This is a genomic window from Sulfuricystis multivorans, from assembly GCF_003966565.1.
In the GTDB taxonomy this organism is placed as follows: domain Bacteria; phylum Pseudomonadota; class Gammaproteobacteria; order Burkholderiales; family Rhodocyclaceae; genus Sulfuricystis; species Sulfuricystis multivorans.
Map to the genome: position 1 here is coordinate 57,952 of NZ_AP018720.1, position 16,745 is coordinate 74,696.

Here is a 16,745-nt window from a genome sequence, read left to right on the forward strand (position 1 = left end):
GGCGTCATTCCCGGCGTCAGCCCAGGATGCTTTTTCTTCGCAGAAAAACGGAGGGGTCGCACTTCCAACCGATGCCGACATCGCGCGAGCGCAGCAAAGGACTCGGGAGATGCTTGAGAAGCTGCCTGATAGCAAGGCGGCATTGCAGCAATACGGATCGCCAAGCGTTCCGAAAGTCGATAGCTTGCCCAAACCGGCAGCCCCTGCGCCGGATATTGCCAGCATCGCGCAGAAATATCAGCAGCTTGGCGTTGCCAAACCGAATCAGGGCGACAAGACCGACTTGATGGTCTTCGTGTCTCTCTCGATGCCGAAAGAGGCGCTCGTTCGCACAGCGGAACAAGCGGAGCGGGCCGGGGCAACGATGGTGTTCCGGGGTCTCAAGGGGGATTCCATGATGAAGATGGGCGAGGAGGTGCAGAAGATCATCGGCGGACGGAATGTGTCGGTCGCCGTTCATCCTCCGGCCTTCCAGCAGTTCAACGTGACTCGCGTGCCTGCAGTGGTTCTCGCCAAGGCCGAGGCGGCCAATGTAATGGAAAACGGCTGCGCCCAGGCCGACACGTTCGTGAAGGTCTCCGGGGACGTGTCCTTGGACTACGCGCTCGACTACATCGAGCGCAAGAGTCCTGCTTGGGCGGCTGTGGCAAGAACCTACCGCAGCCAGATCGTCGGGGGGATCAAATAATGCGGATTGGTTCGCTTTTTCTGGCCCTTGTGTTTCCCATTGGAGCGGCGCTGGCGGATCAAACATCCACTTTCAACGACGCCAAGAACTTCGCGGCTGGGAAAGCCGTGTCAGGATACGGCAACATCAATGCTGGCAGCGCGCAAGACAAGATTCCTGGCTACGGCACAAGCCCGGTGGAGGCGAATTACTTCGCTGGTGGGCAAGGCCAGACTTCCAGCTTTGGTGTGCAGAAGATGCAGACCTGTGCGACAGCAACTCCAGACCCCGATCCCTTCAAGCGCCAGGAATGCGAGGCGGTGAACTTCCTGGCGCATAATCCGCAAGTCCGGCCGCAATTCAACATCAGCAAGAACGACTCGATGTTGATCCGTGAGCAGGCGATCAGTCAGAACGCGCAGGCGGTCGCCCAGCAGTTTGGGTTGAACATCGGTGAATCGAGCACGCAGTGTGTAACCAGGACCGAAACGACCCAGGCGCAGTACACCACCGAAACGTGTTCTTCCATCAAGGAAGTTGAGGGGCAGCAATGCACGATGGGGCGGGTCATCAACATCGATGCCGATTCGAACTTCCAGTGCGAGCAAACGATACATGCGTATGAAACAGGTTCGTGCTACAAGGAAAAGGTAGTCACGTTCTCGTGCCCTAATGGCGGAACTTTGAGTGGTTCGCTTTGTATAGTTGCTCCCACCGCTGGCATGACTACAGGCATAACTGTCTGGGCGTGCGGTTATAGCGGGGACTCCCTAAACGGGACAGATCCTAACCTGCCGGGGAGAATGTATCCAGACTATCTCGCCGGTAAGCCTTGGTTTTTTTGGGCTGGATCGACCTTGGTTGCGTTGAGGGGATATTACTATACCAACAATGGATGTTGGGTATCGCCAGTTTACTTGTGTAACGGCCAATACACAGGCACTCCATGCTGCCCAGCGGGCAGCACATTCAATTCTTCAGTAAACGCTTGCACCTACCAATCTGCTCGCAATGTATACGAAAGCAACAACTGTCCAATTTAGTCTAGTATGGCTGTTTGCCTTCATGCTTGCATCTACGGTGTATGCGGCAAACTGCAAATTGAGTGTTCCGACATGCGTTGACTCTTCTCCCACTAAAATATTTAGCGGGATTGCTGTTAGCGTTAGCGAGGTTGGTGGTTGCTGGAAATACAAATACGACTACACCTGCCTCAAACCCAATGCGGTGAATTACTGCCAGCCGTTCATCAACGCCCAACCACAATGCTGGCAAACAAATTCGCAATGCTCGCAATGGGATTCCGTTCTCAACACCGGGTGCATGAAATACACACAGACCTGGCGCTGTAGCGATCCGTCAAGACCAACACCAAGCAATACCATTAAGCTCTCCGAAACCTACACGCTCATATCGAGCAACTACGACCCCGGCCCGTGTCAATCGCTAGATAACAACCCCAATTGCTCGATTGCGGAAAGCGTTTGCGTTTCCACTACGCCGCCAATCACGATTCCTCCCGGGATCAGTCCTTCGCAGGTCGCGCCTGATGGTTGCTATCAGAAGCAGAACGCCTACGCCTGCCTAACCGGCCGGACTGACACCTCAGAGTGTGATGGCTACGCATCGAACCCGAACTGCACGCTTCAATCCTCCAGTTGCGATCCGGCGGACATGGTGGGCGGGCAATGCACGTTCGAGAAGAAAACCTACAGGTGCATGTCCAGTCCGCCGCAGACCAACACCGTGACGGACTGCTCCGGCCAACTTTTCTGCCAGGATGGGAAGTGCTTCGACAAGGGATATGAAAACGATCCCGATTTCGCCCGCTCGATGGCTCTCATGGAGGCAGCGAGGGAAGCCGGCACTTACATAGACCCGAACTCGCTGGAGATATTCAAGGGGGTTGTCTCGCGCTGCAAGATCAAGTTCCTAGCTAATTGCTGCAAGAAGAGTGGGGGGGGAGGAGGATACAGCAACAACCTGTTGTTCAATATCGTTGGTCAGGTTGGGTCTAATGCGCTTGCCTACGGTAGCAGGTATACCTACGATGCTTTATATACATCTGATGCCCCTAATTGGATGGTTCAAGGTATGGCCGCTTTGGTTGGAGTTGACCCAGTCAAGACATCAAGTGCGCTTGCAAATTGGTCGCCGTCAATCAGCTTGTATGGCTTTACCTTTTCATTCGGGGCTGCTCCGGCTCCTGGATTTTTTACAAGCGCACTAGGGCTGCCCAATCCAATTTCACTTGATTCGCTCAATGGTGCATTTGGAATTACTAGCGGAGGCTTTTACTTCGACCCAACCTCATTTGCCATCCAAATCGGCCTCATGATTCTCCAAGACCTTCTATCCTGCGACCAGCAGGAGCAAATCCTTGCCATGCGACGCGGGCAGAATCTCTGCTATAAGGTGGGTGATAAATATTGCTCAAAGAAAATAAATCTAGGCTTCACTAAAATTTGTCTTGAATGGACCGAGTCACATTGCTGCTTCAATAGCCGCCTCGCCCGGATCATCAACGAGCAAGGCAGGGCGCAGATCGGCAAGAGCTGGGGAAGTGCGCAGAGCCCAAATTGCTCCGGCTTCACGCAAGCTGAGTTCGAAAAAATCGACTTCTCCAAAATCGATCTATCGGAATTCATTGCCGAGATCATGGCGAATATCAAGATGCCAGATCTACAGGGCATGACGCAAAACGTGCAGGGGGTCGTGAACCAGAAGATGCAGAACTACTACCAGCGCGGAAGACAGTAAGCGCCATTTCTGGACACGGTTGCAATGTAACGCTGAATGCGCTACAATACGTGCCATGAAACAGGCTACGAGTTTTCGTCTATCGGCCGAGGCGCTCCGGCTGCTGAAGCTGCTGGCTGATGCCAAGGGGATCAGCCAGGCGTCCGTGATCGAGATGGCGATTCGGGAAATGGCGAAGAAGGAGGGATTGAAGTGAGGCTGGTGCTCGTGTTTATCGCGCTTCTGATGGCTTCATTTGCTCGCGCGGAAGTGCTGACGGCGTTTGAGACTCCCAAAGGGGATGTTCCGGCAGTATCCAAAGAATCGCCGGTTTGGATTAAATGCTTCGAATGTTCTACGCTCAAGGAGAAAATTATCCAGAAGCTCAAGGAGGCAGGGTACATCGTTGCTGACAGAGCTGGCGACGCCAAAACCAAGGTGGTTATCGCAGTGGGTGTATCTGTCCCTGATGACGGGAAAGCACCGCGACTCTACGTCGATGATGTCTACGGCAAAGGGATGGGGCTAATTGATCCGGCGATTAAAGGCAACGAAATTACCGGGATCACGTCCCCCTTCATTGGGCGGGGGGTCGCTCAAATAGATGCTGGATCACAGTATCAAGGAGCGAAATTGACCGGCAGTCAGACCGGCGGCATTGTTGTAGCAATTACTGAGGCATTCCTTACTCGTTTCATCCATCAGAAGGCCGCAGACGCTGTAAGAACCCCCGGTGTAGTCGAACTAAGCGTCAGGATAGATACTGATCAAGTATCCAAACTAGGCTTTGGTGTAATCGCTGCCGCCAACACCCCTGAAACCCCAGACACATTGATCGATGCAGCTCTTGCAAAAGCCATTGAGGGTATCGTCAATGGCGTTCCTGACGTCAAACCAAGGAAAGAACAAGTCAAGGAACTTACCAGTGCACAATAACCTCACCATCATCATTGCCGCCGTAACTCTCTTCTCATGGGTGCCAACGGCAATAGCAGATCAATACACCAACACCAAAGACCTTCTCGTCCAAGCCATCGACGCTCCGGATGGACGCGCCCAGGGTGAGATTGTCGGCCCGATCGAGGACAAATTCCGTGAGACGACCAAATCGAGTGCGCCGGTAATTGCAGAAGTGACAACCCTCAAGAGCTTCAAACAGGAGGGGTGCAAGCGACTCAACCTGAAGCTGTCGCAGGCAAACGTGCCAACCAAAGACGGAGGGATGACCGAGTTCGCCGTCAATTACGGCATCAATCTGTGCCGGGATGGCAGCCCGCCGACGGAAGGGATGGACTTGGAGCAGATAGGGAAAGCGCTGATGCGTTAAGCTTTACCGCCCCCTGGGCTTGAAACCCTTGGGGGTAGTGAGCGCAAACATCTCGTCGTGGATCGTGGCGGTGTAAAGCCCCGCGGCTTGCGCTTCTTCCATGACGCCTGCGTCCCAGTCGATGCCCGCCAGAATCCCGATGCGCTCCTTGCCCTTGAGCTCGGGGATGAAGGCAAAGAGGGTTCCCACCTGATCAATGAGCTGCTCGATCGCCTCGCGCTTCACACGGCTTTTGACTACGACTACCACCACGCGGTTGACCTTGCCATTGGCCCAGGCGAGCACGTCGTATTCGCGCTCGCGCTCGCCACGGCGCACGCGATGGCGCGGGGCGATGTTTTCCATCTTGAAGCGGCGGCGCAGGAGCTTTTCCATCGTGGGCAGCGCCATGCCTTCGGCAAAGTAGCCGAACTTGTCGCCCAAGCCGCCGATTTGCTTTTTGAGTTCGCGAATCTGGCGATCAGTCTCCTGCATGCGGCGGTCGGTTTCTTTGCCCGACTCGCGCAATTCGCGGATCAGTTGGTCGGTCTCTTTCGACTGCTCGGCGAGAGCCGCGATCATCTGCTTGATGTCATCCCAGGAAAGTTCGGTCGCCGTGGTCATGCGGCCTCCACAAGGGTTATGGCATGGGGGCGATTGTAAATCGTTCGCGGCAGTTGGGACTTTTTCAGTATTCCCTGTCCGTAGCGCGCCTGCACGAGTCCACTTTTGAATTATTTCGCGCAAGCCCAGCCTCCTCTAGAAAGCGCGATTCAAGACCTTCCTCGATGGCGCTGCTAAGGATGAGCCGATGCCTGGCACGAGTCATGCCGACATAGAGCAAACGCCGTTCATCTTCCTCGGTCGAGTCGGTGTGCGGCAGGTTGCCATCCTCGCAGCCCATGATCCACACGTTGTCGAATTCAAGTCCCTTGGAAGCATGAAGTGTCAAGACTTGCACTACAGGGCCGTGACGTTTCTTTCTTGCGCGGCCAAGAACGGAGAGTCTTTGCGCCAAGGAACCGGACAGCTTGACGATGGAAGCCTCCAGGCGCTTCATGATGTTCAACTGGTTGGGCTTGCAGTAATCCGCCAGAAAACCAGCCACGCCATGCACGACGAGCGCTGGACGCCCTTTTGCGGCCTGATCATGCCATGACGCCAGACCCATGCGAAGACGCAAAAGGACTTTGCGAACGCCATCATCGGCGACGTGCTCGATAGCCGCATCGAGGCGCTCGACACACCCACCAGAGGAGCGGATGGAATGACCATTGATCCACTCGGGAGCGATTCCACAAAACGACAAGGTGTTGGCGATACCCGTCCATGAGTCATCGAGAACGCTACGCAAAAGACCGATGAACACGCTGCCGATAGAGTGTTCCCAGACGCTCTTTCCTCCTGAGCGGGAGTAGTTCAAGTTTGCGCCAGACAGGCCGACCTCTACGGCATCGATGATAGCGTTCGTGCGTCCAAGCACAGCCCATTCCTGATCATCGCTACTCTTTCTAATCGCTTCGACGATCAAATCAACCTCGTCCCATCGAGAGGGCGCGCGAACGACGCGAATTTCGCCGGGATCTTCCCTATGAGCGGCGATTTTCTTTGCTGCCCGATCTTTGTTGTGAGCGATCAGCTTGGCCGCATGAGCCAGGATGTTGGGTGCGCAGCGGTAGTTGACGGGTAGAGTAGTCTCTACTGCGGAGAGGGCGACAGTTACTCCGCGCAACCCGGAATAGCCTAAAGCGTGACGGAAGGCATAAAGGCTCTGGTCGTCGTCACCTACCAGAGTTACTTCGACACCTGCATGGCCGTGCAGGAGAACCCACTCCATCTGAACTTCGTCCATGTCTTGAGCTTCATCCACCAGCAACCAACGAATGGGCAGCGGCTCCATCTCGCCATTTGCCATCTTGCGCACAGAGACCAAAAGCAGGTCGGCAAAATCCATTGCACCTTCGGATTCCATGAGCTTCTGGTAGGCATGGAACAGGGCTTCAAGAGACGGATCCGAAAACAACGGTGGCGCTAGACGCGCCTTGGCGGCATCGATGGCTTGCACCACGTCATCGAACGGAATGTCGGTGGCATGCTGTTTCCAACATCGGCGCAGCACGGCCAGACGTTCCCCGTCGGAGAGCAGGCGTGGAGGTTTTTTTCGGCTGGCTCGTTTTAGTTGCGCAAGCGCAATGGAGTGGAATGTACCAACGGCCAGACGCCTCGCATGGTCTTGGCCGCAGGAGGCAAGGATTCTCGATCGCAGTTCCTCGGCTGCATCGCGGGTAAAGGTAACCGCGCACAGGCGGCCTTTGGGGTGATTCGCAAGCAGCCTCGCGGCGCGTTCCGAGAGGACGCGGGTCTTACCGGAACCTGGGCAGGCGAGGATGGTGCAGTGGCCGGTGGCAGCGACTGCGCGTTCCTGGTATGGATTAAGCAAGAGATGGTTCAGCGAGGCTTGGATTTTCGACGCCATTACCCGGATCGGAACCGCTATTCTTGGTGTCACCAACATCACCAACCTCGTCAGCTTGATTGGTGTTGCTGGCTTTGCCGGATTCCTTCTGCGTTTCCTTTCTGCGCGCCGCGATCATGGCACGAGTAGAGATAGATCGAATGGTGCCGGCCAAGCGTAGAAGCCGGCGCTTCCATTCGTAGATGCTGCGGGAGTAGTTGCTATCAGGAATGACACCGGACAGCCACAGGGTGTCTATCTTGGCGACAAGGCCATCGAATTCCCGAATGAGACCAACGTAGCGCACAATACGTGGAGAGGTGATCTTGGCCTCGAATTCCTTGGGGTTGGTATACTCGACACCAACAAATTCAATCCCGTTCGACTCGGCCAGTTTCTCCAGGCGGAGAGCCTCGCCGCGCAGGTCTTCGAACGTCTTGTTGATGCGCTCATCGACGATACCCTCCACCTCGCGTGCCTGATCCTCTGTGCTGATCATTCTCAGCACAACAGAGAGCGTAAAGACCGCATTCGAGCAAATTTCAAAGCCTCGGTCGAATACCTGCTGCGCATGGAACGAGTGCAGTTTGACCTTTTGCGTGAAGAAAGCATGACTCTTGGCCCCGCCTTGCGTGGATTGGTTATTCGGTGCCGCCGTCGCTGCTGATTTTTTGGTTGCCATTTACATCTCCCGATGAAAAATAGATTCCCATCCTATGCAATCAGACATCCAAAACTGTGGCGAAAAGCGCACAGAGATGCACTATTTGGCATTGCATTAGCGCTTGACATTCAAAATCTGGTTGTTAGAATGAGCCCAATCATCCGACGTGCGTGATGCCGTCGTTAAGCGCTAGCTGGGCGCTCAAAACAAGCAGCATTTAGCAGCCGACCGCGTTCAAGCGCGGCGGCATTAGTTGGTCGCCGCGATCGAGACTTGCGGCGGTCACTCAGGGGGCGCATCTCGCCCAACCCTTGCCACGGGGTATTGTGGCATCGGCTGGCGCGAGATCGTAAGACCTCGCCTTGTCTGTTATGAGCAGATGAGGCTTGAGGCAGCGCGCCCGTGAACCCCTGCGACAAGGGGGAATTAGAAAACGGCGGGCGGCTTGGAAGGTCGCCAACGAAGGATACCCGTGCGTCTGACAAACGCAACAAGGCGGGTATTCGTCGTCCGTTGGGGCGGTAGCTCAATGGGAGAGCAGCAGGTTGTCACCCTGTTGGTTGCGGGTTCGATTCCCGTCCGCTCCATTCCTCGATTAGCCGCTCAGTGCTACACTGAGCAGCAATAAGGCAAACACGTCTTAAGAAAACATGTCTTAAGACGATGGTGACAACCCCTACCTCAGTGGGGGTTTGCCGAATAGATTGGGGAAACAGCGCCTCGACCCAGGTCGGGGCGTTCGTTTTTCCATCGACAGATTTTTCAACCCCACGGGGGCATTCGTGTCCCCGTAGGGGGCATGGTGCCTCCGTGGTTTTTCAACCAAGGAGGCATCATGGAACTAACCATTTTTATGATGTGTGTCCTTACCGGATTAGTCATCAGCCGCCCGATCATTCGGGCGCTGGGGCTCCGGTAACACACAAAAACCGCCTGTGGGTTTCCCCGCAGGCCAGAGGTCTCTTCAGTGGAGAGCCTTCCGGCCTGCGGGGTTGCCACTGGCGCGTATCAAGCCTGGCAACTCTTGCGGGGTCAAGTCCAACAACCCGGCAAGGAGTAAAGCCATGACACTTGTGATCCTCTCGGTATGTGTTTTTTCCGGTCTCGTCATCAGCCGTCCCATCGTTCGTGCGCTGGGATTGCGCTAACGGCCGGGAGAACGACATGTCGAACCAGATCCTAAACCGCATGTTTCGATCCATTCCATTCCAAATGGCATGCGAACTTCATCAGCGTCTTCGATCTGGCTGCAATAGCCAGGAAACGCGGGATATGTTGCGCAAGGCATTGCGGATGGCTGGATTCGTTCAGCGTGCGGCAGCCTGAATACCCGCCCCGCTCAGGTGGCGGGGCTCTCCAGAGCGCATTCCTGAGAGTGCGTTCTGGAGAGAAAAGATTGTCGCTTCTGGTTGTCCAGGAGCTGCAAGCGGTAGCTGGCCGCTCTAAACAAACAGCATTAAGGCGTCGATCCGGGTAACCGGTTCGGCATTTTCTTAACCCAGACCGGGTGGCTTCGACCCGGTATGGGTTGCGGCATCCGGTCTTGCAATGTGGAGGCTGGATGCTGTTCAATAGGAGTCAGCTTGAGGGGTTCGCAAAGATCGCGGACAACCTTGCGACTGCCTGCGCTGTTGCATCGGTCATCGGTGGCCTCGTCGATCACAAAATAGGCGTGATCGAGGTGATCGTTCTCAATGCAATGGCCGTCGGTTTTGCTTCCCTCGCCGCATTCTTGAGAAAAGGAGATGGCAATGGCAATTGAGTCACTTGTCGGCCTCGTAGTATTTGGAATGGTTTTCGCGGCCATCGGAATCTACGCCAAGAAGCACGAGGTTAAGCAACCGAAGAAGTAGTCGCTAGTTTCTAAGTTTTCTAACCGCCCCTGCGGGATGCTTTCGTCCCGTAAGGGGCGTGGTGTCTCCTGGGGTGTTTCATCAACCCATCCTCACAAAAGGAGGCACCATGAAGATCGAAAACGTCGGCCTGCTTTTCATGCCGGCCGATCAGTACCACGCTCACCCAGCGGTGGGGCATTCGGGACTTGTGCGCATCATGCGCTCGCCCGCCCATTACCAGGAGTATGTGAGCAATCCGCCCGAGCCGACTCCGGCGATGCAGTTGGGCACGGCCTTCCATACGGCGCTGCTCGAACATGATCGGTTCAGCCAGACCTTCGTGGCAGCGCCGAAGTTCGACCGGCGCACCAAGGAAGGAAAGGCTGCGGCCGAAGTTTGGGAGACAGAGAACGCGGGCAAAACCGCAATCCCTGCCGACCAGATGGCAGCCATCGAGCAGATGGTTGCCAGCGTACGCGCCCACCAAGGCGCCGCCAACCTGTTGGCGAGCGGCCAGGCCGAAATGTCGGGATTCTGGATCGACCAGGACACCGGCATCGAGTGCAAATGCCGGCCGGACTACTTTCAGGTAGATGGCGGCGTACAGCATGTCGTGGACATAAAGACCACGACAGACGCCAGCGCCGACGGCTTTGCTCGCGCTATCGCGACGATGGGTTACGATGTGCAGGCTGCCCTGTACGTCGATGGAATCCAGGCAATCACGGGGGTAAAAACCCACTTTTTCTTCATCGCCGTCGAGAAGGAGGCGCCGTTCGCGGTTGCGGCCTACAAGGCGAGCGACGAGGTAATCGAAGTGGGACGCGCCAAGTATCGTGGCGCGCTTCAGCTTCTGAAGTGGTGCCGCGAGAACGGATGCTGGCCTGCGTACCAGCCGAACGGGGAGGTCGAAACGATCAACCTGCCGCGCTGGGCAGCCAACTTTGATCTGGAGGGGTGAGCATGATCTACACGAAATACATGTTTACCCCTGGGATCAAATGGCCGGATGGCGTGTTTTCTCCGACCGCTTCGGTCGAAGACTCGGATAATCGTGTTGAGCGAGAAGGCGAGGGCGTCACTGCATTCGCCCTCCTGGGCTACGACCCGGAGGGTGACAGGTGGGAGGTTCTCGTCGTCTGCCATTCCTCGCATGGGCTGAAACGCCGTGTGCGAATGATGTTCGGCCTAGACATCGAGTGGAGCGGCGACGCTCCGCTTGAGTTTGATAGAGGCCAAGGCATCGACATCGAGGAGTATGTAACCCATATCGGGGAGCGTGTGATTCGATTCGGCGGCCTCATGGTCGGAATGGTTGCGGCCTACCAGCACGACCAGTCGGCATGGCTTCGTGCGCATGAGCTCGCCAGGCGCCTCGGCGTGACGATCAGGCAGGAGGCGTGAACGGCCAAGGTCCGATCGATCCATCACCACAGTCAGGCCGAATCGATCGCTTCGCGAAACTTAACGAAGCGAAAGACGAGGCCATCAAATCGGCCTACTGAACGTAGGTCAATTCAACCCAGGCGGGAAACGCCATGTCTCCCGCCGGGGGCATGGTGTGACCGCCTTACTCTTGCTTGAAGGAGGATCCGTGGAGAAACTTTTGCTGCTTCTAGCCCTCTCCGGCAGTGCCTACATGATCGTAGGTGCGTTGTGGAAGGTGGTGAAGGCAGTCGCGAAAGTGGTGACTGCAGTATCGAGGCCGAGTTTGACGGCAAAGACTCATCAGTCAAAGCCACAGACCAGCCCGCAACCCCGTCCGCAACCCCGTCCGCAGCCCGAGGTTGATTGGTCGAAGTATGACATCCCGACGTTCATCCGGCGTGGCATTCCGATGCCGAAGCTGGAGCCGGTCAAGGTGAAATCAACCAAGACCCGCAAGCGTCGCAGCAAGGCGAAAGCGGCTGTGACGCAAGCTGAAAATGCACCGACCTTTGAGGTAGTAGCGTAAGTCAACCCCCTGCGGGGCACCCTCTGCCCCGCAGGAGGGCATGGTGTCTCCGAGAATCTAACTCGCTTCAAGGAGAACATAAAACATGGGGCTGAAGCTCTACTTCAATCCAAAGGCCTTGGAAGCGCTTGCCAAGGAGCTACGCAGGGCGTCATGGGGTGTTGGAGCGGCAGCCGCGGTTGGTGGTGTCAAGCTCGAAAACGCCTCGGTACTGGTGGCAGGCGGTCTCGGTTGGCTTGTTTTACAGGTCGCGGCCGTTGCTCTAGAATCAATTCGTGAGGAAAGGAGCGTCAAATGAGCCTTGCAATCGGATTGATTCTCTCGTTTGCCATTATCGCCTTCGGCGGTGCCGGTCTTGCCGCTTTTTTGATTTGGCTCCAGAAGCGCGATAGCAACACCAAACGGCAAGAAGGTAGTGGCCTAAGGCACGCCTGATCACGGACTCGCTGGTGTCGAAAGACCAGGAGAAGACCGTTACGCAGTAATTGCGCCAATCCGGGTTTAACCGGGCCTGGCGTCAAATTCATAACCCCAAGCGGGGCACCCTCTGCCCCGCAAGGGGCATGGTGCCCCTTTTTTTCATTACGAAAGGAGAAGCACCATGCTACAGACTCTCAAAAACATCAACCGAGACACTCCGGCAGAAGCCAAGCAAGGCTTTCCGGCGATGCTGGAGAAGTTCAAAGGGGAAATCGCGCGGGCGCTGCCCAAGCATATCAACCCGGATCGCATGGCTCGTATCGCCTTGACGGCATTCCGCATGACGCCGAAGCTGGGCGAATGCGATCCGCGCTCGGTCTTCGCGGCCGTCATCCAGTCCTCCCAACTCGGCCTGGAGGTCGGCTTGATGGGTGAGGCGCACTTAGTGCCTTTTGGGGATCAGTGTCAACTGATCCCGGGCTACACCGGCTTGATGAAGCTCGCTCGCCAGAGCGGTCTCGTGCAGGACATCTACGCCCACGAGGTGCGTGTGAACGACAAGTTCACGCTCAAGCTCGGCCTTGAGCGCGTTCTTGAGCACAAGCCGCTCACTGGGCCCGGCGGCTTCCCTGCTTCCGATGAGGAGCGGGGTGAGGTTGTCGGGTTTTACGCTGTTGCTGTGTTCAAGGATGGCTCCCGCACCTTCGTGGCGATGAGCCGCAAGGAGGTGGAGCGTATCCGCGACAACTCGCGCGGGTACCAGGCAGCCAAGCGGTTCAAGAAGGAGTCCGTTTGGGATTCCGACTTCGTGGCGATGGGTCTCAAGACTGTCATCCGGCGGCTGTGCAAGTTTTTGCCAAAGTCGCCTGAGCTGGCGACGGCGCTGGCGCTCGATGCCGTAGCCGAAAACGGCAAAGCCCAGAACCTTGATGTCAAGGAGGTGGTCGAGGGTACTTACGCTCCGATCATCGACGAAGACAACGGGGAAATCATTGAAGACAAGCAAGAGGCCAGTCCTGATGCGCAAGGTGAGAAGTCACCGGAGACTCAGATCTCTGGTTTGAAAGCCACTACAGTCAAACAGGACGACACACTAACCATCGTCATTGATCCACGTAAGCAGGGCAAACAGGCTAAGCCAAACGCTAAGCTTACGGCAGCGATCGAAACGATGGAGAAGGCGACCACGAACGAAGCCCTGGACGAAATTTATATCCGTCTTGAGGCCGACTTCGAGGGAACCGACCTGGAGGCTCTGATGCGCGAATATCGTCGCATCAAGGCCGACATCGGTAGCCTGATCTAAGCAATACCCCCGCGCTTCGGCGCGGGGCTTTCCCAAACGCATCGTGAGGTGCGTTTCGGAAAGCGGAATTGTTCTCTCTGGCTATGCCAAAGAGACATGAAGGTAGCTGGCCTTCTGAAACAAACAGCATCATGGCGGCATCCGGGAAACCGGTTGCCAATGCACAACCCCGCCGGGGACGTTCGTTCCCGGTGTGGGAAGAGGCGTCTTCGGCTCTTTCTTTGGAGGCGAAGATGTTTTTTGAACAAAAGGTCGATATGCGCTCCAAACGGGCCATGGTCGATTTCCTGGCGAGTCACTTCCGTTACCACACGATGAACTCGTGGAACAAAGGAACCAGCTACGCCAACTGCATCAAGGTGCATCGGCTCGGACTGTCGCGCGATCAGAATTCTCGTGTTTGGGACATCCTGGACACGGATTACTGGGACGAGATCCGATATCCGATCGACAATTTCACCGAGGAAACCGGTGGGAACTACACGATCGGCACCAATGGGCGTTCCGGCGGCTATCTGGTTCTCTATCGCGGGGAGTATTACGACCCGGGATACAAGAGCCGGTGCCGCTCCTGCGGCCAGATGAACTACCAACCCGTCACCGGCGAAGTAGGTCAGTGCGGCCGTTGCGGCAAGATGGAGCGCGTCAACTTGGCGCATCCGCTTCGTTTGCATCGTAGCCGTGCAAGCGGGATCGACGACGATCTCACCAGGGACGATCTGATGGATCTCTCTGTTTCCGATCTACGCGACAAGGTCGATCTGGTCTGCCGGTTCGACCGTGCATGCGATGAGATCAGGGAGTCCTTCATTGATCTCATCGACAACTGCAAGGTTGTCGAGGAGACAGTGATGGTACCCACGACCGTCCGTCGCATCGCCTGCGCTTCTGCGTAGGCTATTCTCAACCCCGGCGGGAAACGCCATGTCTCCCGCCAGGGGGCATGGTGTGACCGCCTTTGTGAAAAAAGGAGAATCACCATGCTAAACAAAGCCATGATCATTGGTTTTCTGGGCGCAGACCCAGAAGTTCGGTACACCGCCGACGGCCATGCCATCACCACCATCAGTGTGGCCACCACCGATGTGTGGAATGACAACGGGATCAAGCAGGAACGCACCGAGTGGCACCGTGTGGTGCTCTTCGGGAAGCTTGCCGAGATCGCCGGCCAGTATCTCAAGAAAGGATCGCAGGTCTATGTCGAAGGCCGTCTGCGCACCCGCAAATGGCAGGACAAGGATGGCGAGACACGCTACTACACAGAGATCATCGCCGAGAGCATGAAAATGCTCCCGAGTGGTGGCGGCAAGGCCAAGGAAGCGCCGGATGCGTCCAAGCAGACGCAGAAGGGGCAATCCAAGCCGAGCTATGACGATGGGCCGTTCTGATGGGGCGTGCAATGGAAATCATTACCGTCACCCTGCCGGCCCAGTGGGCGCCGGCGCTCATCAACGGCGATTGGAGCGGCCTGGAGTACTACTACCCGGACGAAGCTGCCAAGGCGAAAGCCTGGCAGATGGAATCCGGGTTGTCCGTGCTCTCGTGCGGTGAAGAGCCGTTCGTACATAGATTCGAGGGTCTGCTGACGGAGTGCTTGGAATACCAATGCACACCGGTTGGGAGGAAGCCATGAGCGATTGCTTTCCTCCGAGCCCAGCAGACTTCGAGGCGGCACTCAAGCGTGTCGAAGCTGGCCTTGCGACGATAGAGGACGCTACCCTCATCAGGCAGTACGTGGCCGACATGGAGGAAGGCATGAACTACCTCTGTGATCGGCTTCGCGAGACCCGCGAAATGCTGTTGCATGAGATTGAATCCAGCAATCGCTTGCAGCGGGCGCTGGATGAAGCGCTCAACTCTGGTTCAGGGGCTTACATCCCCTGAACCAGACCAACCCCGGCCGGGGAGATTCTCCCCGGTTTGGGGAAGCTCTTCGGCTGGTTTTCTTCAATACCCCAGACCGGGGCATCTCCAAGTGCCTCCTTCTGGGGGTTCTTCGGGATGCCCCGACTGGGGGCTTTTCAGAGGAGAACCTTATGAAAGCCGAAGAAGTAAGATCGTTGGCTCAAGGCCAGTGGGGAGAAATCCTCGCAAGCCTTGCGCCGCAGTTGGTTCCAGCGCTGGAACGCAAAGGACGCCACGTGCCTTGTCCGGTACACGGTGGCCGAGATGGCTACCGTGTATTCAAGGATGTGGACGCGACCGGCGGCTCCGTCTGCAATACCTGCGGGGTGTTTGCAGACGGCTTCGCCACGCTCATGTGGGCGAACGGTTGGGATTTCTCGACTGCGCTCAAGGCTGTGGCCGACTGCTTGCGTGTGGGAGTTCGCACGGCGAGACCCGCGCGTAAAGCGGCGAAGCCAGAGCCACAGAGGGGCGAGGACGACGATAAACTTCGTCAATCGCTCAATAGGGTCTGGAACGAGTCGGTCCCGATCTCAGATCGGGATGCCGAGCCCGCCAGGCTTTATTTGGCGCGGCGTGGCATCTCGATCCGTCCGCCAGACGCACTTCGATTCCATCCTTCATTGTCGTACTACGACGGCGACAAGAGGATCGGCGAATACCCGGCAATCATCGCAATGGTGACCGGCGCGCATGGGAATCCGGTGACGATTCACCGGACTTACCTCACGCCAGACGGGAAGAAAGCCCCTGTCGAGTCACCCAAGAAGCTGATGAGCTACCCGAAGGATCGAAAGATCATTGGTGGAGCGATTCGGCTGGTTGACCCGGGCACCGTGCTCGCTGTCGCCGAAGGGTTGGAAACGGCCCTGGCGGTCATGGAGGGAACGGGACTTCCAGTGTGGTGTGCGGTCAACGCACTCCTGCTGGAGAACTTTACTCCCCCGGCCGGGGTGAACCGGGTCATCGTTTTCGCTGACAAGGATCGACCGACCGAACAACACCCGAAGGGACATGGGCAAGAAGCCGCAAAGCAGCTCGTCCAGCGTCTCTGGGAGATGGGGATCAAGGCATCGGCCATCGTTCCCGCAGGGGAGATTCCGCCAGGCCAGAAGTCTCTGGACTGGTTGGACATCCTGGTTCGGGATGGAAGGGCCGGATTCCCGAACCTGATGTCGGTCGAGCGGGCCGCACGCCGGGTCGCATGAAGGAGGTGAGCTATGTACGGGATCATCGACTTCACTCGGATCGACACCGAAAAAGGAGCGCCTTCGGCGTTTGCGCCGCCAATGGGCTTTGATGGAAACTACCGCGAGATCATGCGCTACCGCTGGCAGCATGATCCAGGCGTTAGGCAGCATGTGGCGGTAGTTGGCCGCCTCCTCGCCAGAGGAGAGCGGGTGCACTTCCGTGGGCCCTTCGCTGATGAGGCAAGGCGAATCGCAGAGGCCGTATGGAAAGGAGGTCGCCATGATCACATGGCCTGATCTCAAG

22 protein-coding genes and 1 tRNA gene are annotated in these 16,745 nt (G+C 56.7%); 20 read left to right on the forward strand and 3 right to left on the reverse strand.

Annotation, left to right across the window (positions count from 1 at the left end):
* Positions 1-109: 109 nt before the first annotated feature.
* The 6 genes from trbC to EL335_RS14035 are packed head-to-tail and all read left to right on the forward strand — an operon-like array spanning position 110 to position 4,733.
* A complete protein-coding gene (gene trbC / locus EL335_RS14015) occupies positions 110-688 on the forward strand; it encodes a type-F conjugative transfer system pilin assembly protein TrbC (RefSeq protein ID WP_172600140.1) in 579 nt (192 codons plus the stop codon).
* A complete protein-coding gene (locus EL335_RS14020) occupies positions 688-1,710 on the forward strand; it encodes a hypothetical protein (RefSeq protein ID WP_126448343.1) in 1,023 nt (340 codons plus the stop codon). Before trbC ends, EL335_RS14020 begins: the two co-directional genes overlap by 1 nt.
* The gene (locus EL335_RS14025) at positions 1,679-3,427 is read left to right on the forward strand and encodes a conjugal transfer protein TraN (RefSeq protein WP_126448345.1); all 1,749 of its coding nucleotides are present in this window, start codon (positions 1,679-1,681) and stop codon (positions 3,425-3,427) included. Before EL335_RS14020 ends, EL335_RS14025 begins: the two co-directional genes overlap by 32 nt.
* 55 nt (positions 3,428-3,482) lie before the next feature.
* Positions 3,483-3,623 (forward strand): ribbon-helix-helix protein, CopG family, encoded by a 141-nt coding sequence (locus tag EL335_RS14405; RefSeq protein WP_172600141.1) that lies wholly within the window; start codon positions 3,483-3,485, stop codon positions 3,621-3,623.
* Positions 3,620-4,342, forward strand: coding sequence for a hypothetical protein (locus tag EL335_RS14030; protein ID WP_126448348.1), 723 nt, complete (start codon positions 3,620-3,622; stop codon positions 4,340-4,342). Before EL335_RS14405 ends, EL335_RS14030 begins: the two co-directional genes overlap by 4 nt.
* Complete coding sequence (locus EL335_RS14035; protein WP_126448350.1) at positions 4,332-4,733, forward strand: hypothetical protein; 402 nt, start codon at positions 4,332-4,334, stop codon at positions 4,731-4,733. Before EL335_RS14030 ends, EL335_RS14035 begins: the two co-directional genes overlap by 11 nt.
* A gap of 3 nt (positions 4,734-4,736) precedes the next feature.
* Here EL335_RS14035 and EL335_RS14040 read toward each other — a convergent pair whose 3' ends face one another.
* The 3 genes from EL335_RS14040 to EL335_RS14050 form a co-directional block, all read right to left on the reverse strand.
* The gene (locus EL335_RS14040; protein ID WP_126448352.1) at positions 4,737-5,336 is read right to left on the reverse strand and encodes a DUF3782 domain-containing protein; all 600 of its coding nucleotides are present in this window, start codon (positions 5,334-5,336) and stop codon (positions 4,737-4,739) included.
* 64 nt (positions 5,337-5,400) lie between these two features.
* On the reverse strand, positions 5,401-7,188 hold the full coding sequence (locus EL335_RS14045) for an ATP-dependent helicase (protein WP_172600142.1): 1,788 nt from the start codon (positions 7,186-7,188) through the stop codon (positions 5,401-5,403).
* Positions 7,145-7,849 carry an AcaB family transcriptional regulator gene (locus EL335_RS14050; RefSeq protein WP_126448356.1) on the reverse strand — a complete coding sequence of 235 codons (705 nt, stop codon included), beginning with the start codon at positions 7,847-7,849 and terminating at the stop codon, positions 7,145-7,147. Before EL335_RS14050 ends, EL335_RS14045 begins: the two co-directional genes overlap by 44 nt.
* A gap of 497 nt (positions 7,850-8,346) precedes the next feature.
* On the opposite strand from EL335_RS14050, the gene EL335_RS14055 reads away from it, so the two are divergent.
* From EL335_RS14055 to EL335_RS14115, 14 genes are all read left to right on the forward strand, one after another.
* Positions 8,347-8,418: transfer RNA gene (locus tag EL335_RS14055), tRNA-Asp, on the forward strand.
* Positions 8,419-9,392: 974 nt separating this feature from the next.
* Entirely contained in the window at positions 9,393-9,593 is a 201-nt protein-coding gene (locus EL335_RS14060; protein WP_126448358.1) for a hypothetical protein, read from the forward strand.
* 200 nt (positions 9,594-9,793) lie between these two features.
* A complete protein-coding gene (locus EL335_RS14065) occupies positions 9,794-10,627 on the forward strand; it encodes a PD-(D/E)XK nuclease-like domain-containing protein (protein ID WP_126448360.1) in 834 nt (277 codons plus the stop codon).
* A gap of 2 nt (positions 10,628-10,629) precedes the next feature.
* Complete coding sequence (locus tag EL335_RS14070; protein ID WP_126448362.1) at positions 10,630-11,070, forward strand: hypothetical protein; 441 nt, start codon at positions 10,630-10,632, stop codon at positions 11,068-11,070.
* Positions 11,071-11,260: 190 nt separating this feature from the next.
* Positions 11,261-11,620, forward strand: a complete 360-nt coding sequence (locus EL335_RS14075) for a hypothetical protein (protein ID WP_126448364.1) — start codon at positions 11,261-11,263, stop codon at positions 11,618-11,620.
* A gap of 85 nt (positions 11,621-11,705) precedes the next feature.
* Positions 11,706-11,918, forward strand: coding sequence for a hypothetical protein (locus tag EL335_RS14080; protein WP_126448366.1), 213 nt, complete (start codon positions 11,706-11,708; stop codon positions 11,916-11,918).
* Positions 11,915-12,055 (forward strand): hypothetical protein, encoded by a 141-nt coding sequence (locus tag EL335_RS14410; RefSeq protein WP_172600143.1) that lies wholly within the window; start codon positions 11,915-11,917, stop codon positions 12,053-12,055. The genes EL335_RS14080 and EL335_RS14410 overlap by 4 nt, the downstream gene beginning before the upstream one ends.
* Positions 12,056-12,221: 166 nt before the next feature.
* A complete protein-coding gene (locus tag EL335_RS14085; RefSeq protein WP_126448368.1) occupies positions 12,222-13,346 on the forward strand; it encodes a recombinase RecT in 1,125 nt (374 codons plus the stop codon).
* A gap of 131 nt (positions 13,347-13,477) precedes the next feature.
* Entirely contained in the window at positions 13,478-14,242 is a 765-nt protein-coding gene (locus tag EL335_RS14090; RefSeq protein ID WP_284155518.1) for a cysteine protease, read from the forward strand.
* An 84-nt stretch (positions 14,243-14,326) separates the two neighbouring features.
* Entirely contained in the window at positions 14,327-14,734 is a 408-nt protein-coding gene (locus EL335_RS14095; protein ID WP_126448370.1) for a single-stranded DNA-binding protein, read from the forward strand.
* A gap of 11 nt (positions 14,735-14,745) precedes the next feature.
* Positions 14,746-14,979: a hypothetical protein gene (locus tag EL335_RS14100; protein WP_126448372.1), complete on the forward strand. Its 234-nt coding sequence runs from the start codon at positions 14,746-14,748 to the stop codon at positions 14,977-14,979.
* Complete coding sequence (locus EL335_RS14105; RefSeq protein WP_126448374.1) at positions 14,976-15,230, forward strand: hypothetical protein; 255 nt, start codon at positions 14,976-14,978, stop codon at positions 15,228-15,230. Before EL335_RS14100 ends, EL335_RS14105 begins: the two co-directional genes overlap by 4 nt.
* Before the next feature lie 152 nt (positions 15,231-15,382).
* Positions 15,383-16,459, forward strand: coding sequence for a DUF7146 domain-containing protein (locus EL335_RS14110; RefSeq protein WP_126448376.1), 1,077 nt, complete (start codon positions 15,383-15,385; stop codon positions 16,457-16,459).
* A gap of 12 nt (positions 16,460-16,471) precedes the next feature.
* Entirely contained in the window at positions 16,472-16,738 is a 267-nt protein-coding gene (locus EL335_RS14115; RefSeq protein WP_126448378.1) for a hypothetical protein, read from the forward strand.
* The last annotated feature ends 7 nt before the right edge of the window (positions 16,739-16,745 follow it).